3 protein-coding genes are annotated in these 5,639 nt (G+C 72.9%); 2 read left to right on the top strand and 1 reads right to left on the bottom strand.

Annotated features, from left to right (window positions below):
* Positions 1 to 33: 33 nt before the first annotated feature.
* A complete protein-coding gene (locus tag ACFCV8_RS35220) occupies positions 34 to 1,527 on the bottom strand; it encodes a M1 family metallopeptidase (RefSeq protein ID WP_376689604.1) in 1,494 nt (497 codons plus the stop codon).
* 213 nt (positions 1,528 to 1,740) lie between these two features.
* Here ACFCV8_RS35220 and ACFCV8_RS35215 point away from each other — a divergent pair, with 213 nt between their 5' ends.
* Positions 1,741 to 3,729: a Xaa-Pro dipeptidyl-peptidase gene (locus ACFCV8_RS35215; RefSeq protein WP_376689603.1), complete on the top strand. Its 1,989-nt coding sequence runs from the start codon at positions 1,741 to 1,743 to the stop codon at positions 3,727 to 3,729.
* A gap of 57 nt (positions 3,730 to 3,786) precedes the next feature.
* Positions 3,787 to 5,424, top strand: coding sequence for an ABC-F family ATP-binding cassette domain-containing protein (locus ACFCV8_RS35210; RefSeq protein WP_376689602.1), 1,638 nt, complete (start codon positions 3,787 to 3,789; stop codon positions 5,422 to 5,424).
* Positions 5,425 to 5,639: the final 215 nt, after the last annotated feature.

Raw genomic sequence — 5,639 nt, 5'->3', positions numbered from 1 at the left:
CCACCGGACCGGGCGGCGGTGCCGGTGCGCCGGTCAGCGGCGGTCGTGCACCGAGTCCGTCGCCGCGATCCTCTTCCAGGAGGCGGGGCGCGCGGGCTCGGCGGTGGCGTTCAGGCCCCGCGCACCGGCCGCTGCCGGCGCCTCCGGCCGCACCGGCTGGAACAGCCAGGTGTCCAGCAGCGAGGCCAGCGGCTTGCCCGAGACCCGCTCCGCGTACGCGACGAAGTCGCTCACGCTCGCGTTGCCGTAGGCGTGCTCGGCGGGCCAGCCCTTCAGCAGCGCGAAGAAGGACTCGTCGCCCAGCTCGTTGCGGAGCGCCTGGAGCGCCAGGGCGCCCCGGTCGTAGACCGCCGCGTCGAACTGGTTGTCCGGGCCCGGATCGCCGGGCTTGACCTGCCAGAACGGGTCGTCGGCCGGGTGCTGGGCGTAGGTGTAGTCCGCCAGCTCCTGAGCGGTCCCCTCGCCCTCCTTCTCCGACCACAGCCACTGGCTGTAGCGGGCGAAGCCCTCGTTGATCCAGATGTCCTTCCAGCCCTTGACCGAGACGCTGTCGCCGTACCACTGGTGCGCCAGCTCATGGACGACGACCTGGACATTCGCGCCATTGGCGAACTGCTTCGGGCTGTAGAACGGCCTGGTCTGCGTCTCCAGGGCGAAACCGCTGGTCACATTGGGTGCGTAGCCGCCGAGCGCCTCGAAGGGGTACGGCCCGTAGATCTCCGAAAGCCACTCCGCGACCTCGGTGGACCGCTCGATGCTGGCGCGCGCGGCACCGGCGTTGGCGCCGAGGTCCTTGCTGTACGCGTTGATCACCGGCAGCCCGTCGGACGTGGTGTCGGTGGTGATGTCGAACTTCCCGACCGCCAGCGTCGTCAGATACGTGGCCTGCGGCTTGGCGGAGCGCCAGTTGAAACGGGTCCAGCCGAGCTTCGAACTCTGCGACTGGAGCGTGCCGTTGCTGATCGCCTGGAGGCCGTCCGGCACGGACACCGAGATGTCGTACGTGGCCTTGTCGAGCGGGTGGTCGTTGCTCGGGTACCACCAGGCGGCGGACTCCGGCTCCTGCGCGGCCACCGCGCCGTCCGGGGTGCGGACCCAGGACGTCCACCCGTTGATCTTCACCTCGGAGGGCTTCCCGGCGTACCGCACGACCACCGAGACGGCCTTGCCCTTCGCCAGCGGGGCCGCCGGGGTGATCTCCAGCTCCTGCTCGCCGGTCTTCGTGTGACCGGCCTTCTTGCCGTTCACCCGCACCTCGGAGACGTCCAGCCCGAAGTCCAGGTTGAAACGGGAGAGTTCCTGGGTGGTCGTGGCGAGGATCGTCGCCGTGCCCTCCAGCAGGTCGGTCGACGGCTGGTACTTCAGCCGCAGGTCGTAGTGGGAGACGTCGTAGCCGCCGTTGCCGCTGGCCGGGTAGTAGGGGTCGCCGATGCCCGGCGCGCCCGCGGTGCCCCCGGCGGCCGAGGCCGGGACGGCCAGCAGCAGGGAGACCGCGAGCGCGCTCGGGGCGATGAGTCTGCGGTGCACGGAACACTCCAAGTGGTCGGGGCGGATGATCTCTTGAACCGTCACGTCGACCCTATTCAGCGACCACCGCCCCAGTCGTGTCCATGGCCACAGCTGTCACACGATCGCCATTCGGCCGCCATGACGACGAGGCCGCTTCACGCCCTGACCGCGCCGCGTCCGCCTCCGACCGCCCTCTGTCGCAGGCGAGTTGACCAGGGGTACCTTCCGCCCATGCCGACACGTGCGCAACGACTCCGTTCGAGGTACAGATCCCTGGTGGTGGCGGCCGTCGCCGCCCTGATGGCCGTCCTGCTCTCCCCGGCCGGCGCGCAGGGCGCGGGCCCCCGCGAGGCCCGGTCCGCGAAGAGCGAGCCCGTCTACTCGTACGCGGACGCGGTCCGCGAGTCGGTCTGGGTCGACACCGGCCTCGACGGCGACGGGGACGGCCGGAACGACCGCGTCGCCGCCGACATCGTCCGGCCGCGCGAACCCGCCCGCCAGGGCCGGAAGATCCCCGTGATCATGGACGCCAGCCCGTACTACTCCTGCTGCGGACGCGGCAACGAGAGCCAGCTCAAGACGTACGACAGCGACGGCCGGCCGGTCGGATTCCCGCTCCATTACGACAACTACTTCGTCCCGCGCGGCTACGCCTTCGTCGCCGTCGATCTGGCCGGAACCAATCGCTCGGACGGCTGCGTCGACGTCGGCGGCCGCTCCGATGTGCAGTCCGCCAAGGCCGTGATCGACTGGCTGAACGGCCGCGCCCGCGCCTACACCACCCGCACCGGCCACGAACGCGCCGCGGCGGGCTGGTCGAACGGCCGCACCGGAATGATCGGCAAGAGCTGGGACGGGACCATCGCCAACGGCGTCGCCGCGACCGGCGTCCAGGGGCTGCGCACCATCGTTCCGATCAGCGCCATCTCCTCCTGGTACGACTACTACTTCGCCCAGGGCGCCCCGCTCTACGCCAGCGGCCCCGACTGGCTCTCCGGCTACGTGGACAGTCCCGAGGCGCTCGGACGCTGCGCCGCGGTGCAGCAGCGGCTCGCCGACGGGGCGCCGCGCAACGGTGACTGGACTGCGCTGTGGAGCGAGCGCGACTACGTGAAGGACGCCCGCAAGGTACGCGCCAGCGTCTTCGCCGTCCACGGCATGCAGGACCTCAATGTCCGCACCAAGCACCTCGGCCAGTGGTGGGACGCCCTCGCGAAGCAGGGCGTGGAACGCAAGCTCTGGCTCTCGCAGACCGGACACGTCGACCCGTTCGACTTCCGGCGCGCCGAGTGGGTCGACACCCTGCACCGCTGGTTCGACCACTATCTCCTCGGCTACGACAACGGCATCGACCGCGAACCGATGGCCGACATCGAGCGCCACCCCGACCAGTGGTCCACCGACCGGGTCTGGCCGCCCCGCACCACCCGGCCCACCACCCTGCGACCGGGCCCCGGCACCGAACCCGGCGTCGGCACCCTGACCCTGCGGCCCGCCCGCCCCGGCGCCACCGAGACGTTCACCGACGATCCGGCGCTCGGTGAGACGGAGTGGGCCGCCGACCTGGACCGGACCACCGCCGCCAAGGCCGGTTTCCGTACCGCGCCGCTCGCCGCCGACCTGCGGCTGTCCGGCTCCTCGACGGTCACCGTCACCGCCACCCCGACCACCTCGACCGCCCACCTCTCCGCGGTGCTGGTGGACCTCGGCCCCGACACCATCCGCGACTACGGGGCCTCCGGCGAAGGCATCACCACCCTCGCCGACCGCAGCTGCTGGGGCGCGAGCACCCCCGGCGACAGCGCCTGCTACCGGAACACCGCGGCCCGCACCACCACCGTCGACCGGACCGTGATCAGCCGTGGCTGGGCCGACCTCGGCACCTACGCCGCGCCCGGCAAGGGCCGCCCCCTCACCCCGGGCCGCCCCGTCACCCTCACCCTCGACCTGGCCGCCACCGACCACGTCGTCCCGGCCGGACACCGCCTCGCCCTGATCGTCGCGGGCACCGACCGCGACCTCATCGACCCGCCGGACTCCACCCCCACCCTCACCCTCGACCTGTCCCGCACCACCGCGAAGCTGCCCCTGGTCGGCGGCACCGGCGCCTTCGTACGGGCCACCGCGGGCTCCGCCGCGGCGGCGGCGGAGGTGTCCGGACCCCGGGGCGTGACCGCCCACCTCCCGGCCCGGCGCGTCCCCGGAGCCGGCCGCTCCTGACGCCGCCGGTCACCGGGTCATCAGGGGGTCCGGCCAGGCCCTAAAATCGGCCCCCTGATGACTGCCACCCTCGTCGCCAAGGACCTCGCCGCCGGACACGGCGACCGCACTCTCTTCGCCGGGCTCGACCTCGTCGTCGCGCCCGGCGACGTGATCGGTCTCGTCGGAGTCAACGGGGCCGGAAAATCGTCCCTGCTCCGGCTCCTCGCCGGACTCGACCGCCCGGAGGAGGGCGAGCTGCGGCTCTCCCCGCCCACCGCCACCGTCGGGCACCTCCCGCAGGAGCCGGAACGGCGCGCGGGCGAGACCGTGCGGGAGTTCCTGGCCCGCCGCACCGGCGTCGCCGAGGCCCAGGCCGCGATGGACGCCGCGACACAGGGCCTCGTCGACGGTGCGCCCGGCGCGGACGACGCCTACGCCGAGACCCTGGAGCGCTGGCTGGCCCTGGGCGGCGCCGACCTGGACGAACGAGCCGAGGAGACCGCGGCCGAGCTCGGCCTGACCGTCGGCCTCGACCTGCCCATGACCGCGCTCTCCGGCGGGCAGGCGGCCCGCGCCGGACTGGCCTCGCTCCTGCTGTCCCGGTACGACGTCTTCCTGCTCGACGAGCCCACCAACGACCTCGACCTGGACGGCCTGGAGCGGCTGGAGCGTTACGTCTCCGGCCTGCGCGCGGGCACGGTCGTCATCAGCCACGACCGCGAGTTCCTGATGCGCACGGTCACCAAGGTCCTGGAACTGGACCTGGCCCAGCAGCAGATCAACCTCTACGGCGGCGGGTACGCGGCCTACCTGGAGGAGCGCGACCGCGCCCGCAGGCACGCCCGCGAGGAGTTCGAGGAGTACGCCGACAAGCGCGCCGCCCTCGAGGGACGCGCCCAGATGCAGCGCTCCTGGATGGACAAGGGCGTCAAGAACGCCCGCCGCAAGGCCACCGACTCCGACAAGCTGGGCCGCAAGTTCCGCAGCGAATCGAGCGAGAAGCAGGCCGCGAAGGCCCGGCAGACCCAGCGCATGATCGAACGGCTCGACGTCGTCGACGAACCGCGCAAGGAGTGGGAGCTGCGGATGGAGATCGCCTCCGCGCCCCGCTCCGGCTCGGTCGTGGCCACCCTGCGCGAGGCACGGGCCGTGCGCGGCGACTTCGCCTTCGGCCCGGCCTCCCTCCAGATCGACTGGGCCGACCGCGTCGCCATCACCGGCGCCAACGGTGCGGGCAAGTCCACCCTCCTCGCCGCACTGCTCGGCCGGCTCCCGCTGGACTCCGGGCACGCGACGCTCGGCTCGGGCGTGGTGGTCGGCGAGGTCGACCAGGCCCGCAAGCTCTTCCACGGCACGGAGACCCTGCTGGAGGCGTTCTGCGCGGCCGTGCCCGACACGGAGCCCGCCGACGTGCGTACCCTGCTCGCCAAGTTCGGCCTGCGCGCCGACCACGTGATGCGACCGGCCACGACGCTCTCCCCGGGCGAACGCACCCGCGCGGCGCTCGCCCTGCTCCAGGGCAGGGGCGTCAACCTCCTGGTGCTCGACGAGCCGACCAACCACCTCGACCTGCCCGCGATCGAACAGCTCGAATCGGCGCTGGACTCGTACACCGGGACGCTGCTCCTGGTCACCCACGACCGGCGGATGCTGGAGGCGGTCCGCACGACCCGCCGGATCGAGGTGGCGGCCGGGCAGGTGACGGAGCGGTGACCCCGGACCGGCCGGCGCCCCCGGACGGTCCGTGCCGGCGGGCCCGGGGCTTTCGCGACCGGAAGCGTGAGGCGTAGGGCGAACGGGACACGCCGCGTCGTTCTGCCGGCGCACTCCTCCCGTCGGCCTTCCCGCCGTCCGAGGAGCCGGGGCGCCGAGCCGGGCGGGGCGGCGGCCGTGCCCGGCCCGCCTCCCCGCCCGACGGCGCTACCGCT

Source organism: Streptomyces sp. NPDC056347 (genome assembly GCF_042262625.1).
In the GTDB taxonomy this organism is placed as follows: Bacteria; Actinomycetota; Actinomycetes; order Streptomycetales; family Streptomycetaceae; genus Streptomyces.
The sequence above is the reverse complement of the archived record's forward strand: the minus strand, read 5'-3'. Positions and strand labels throughout refer to the sequence as shown.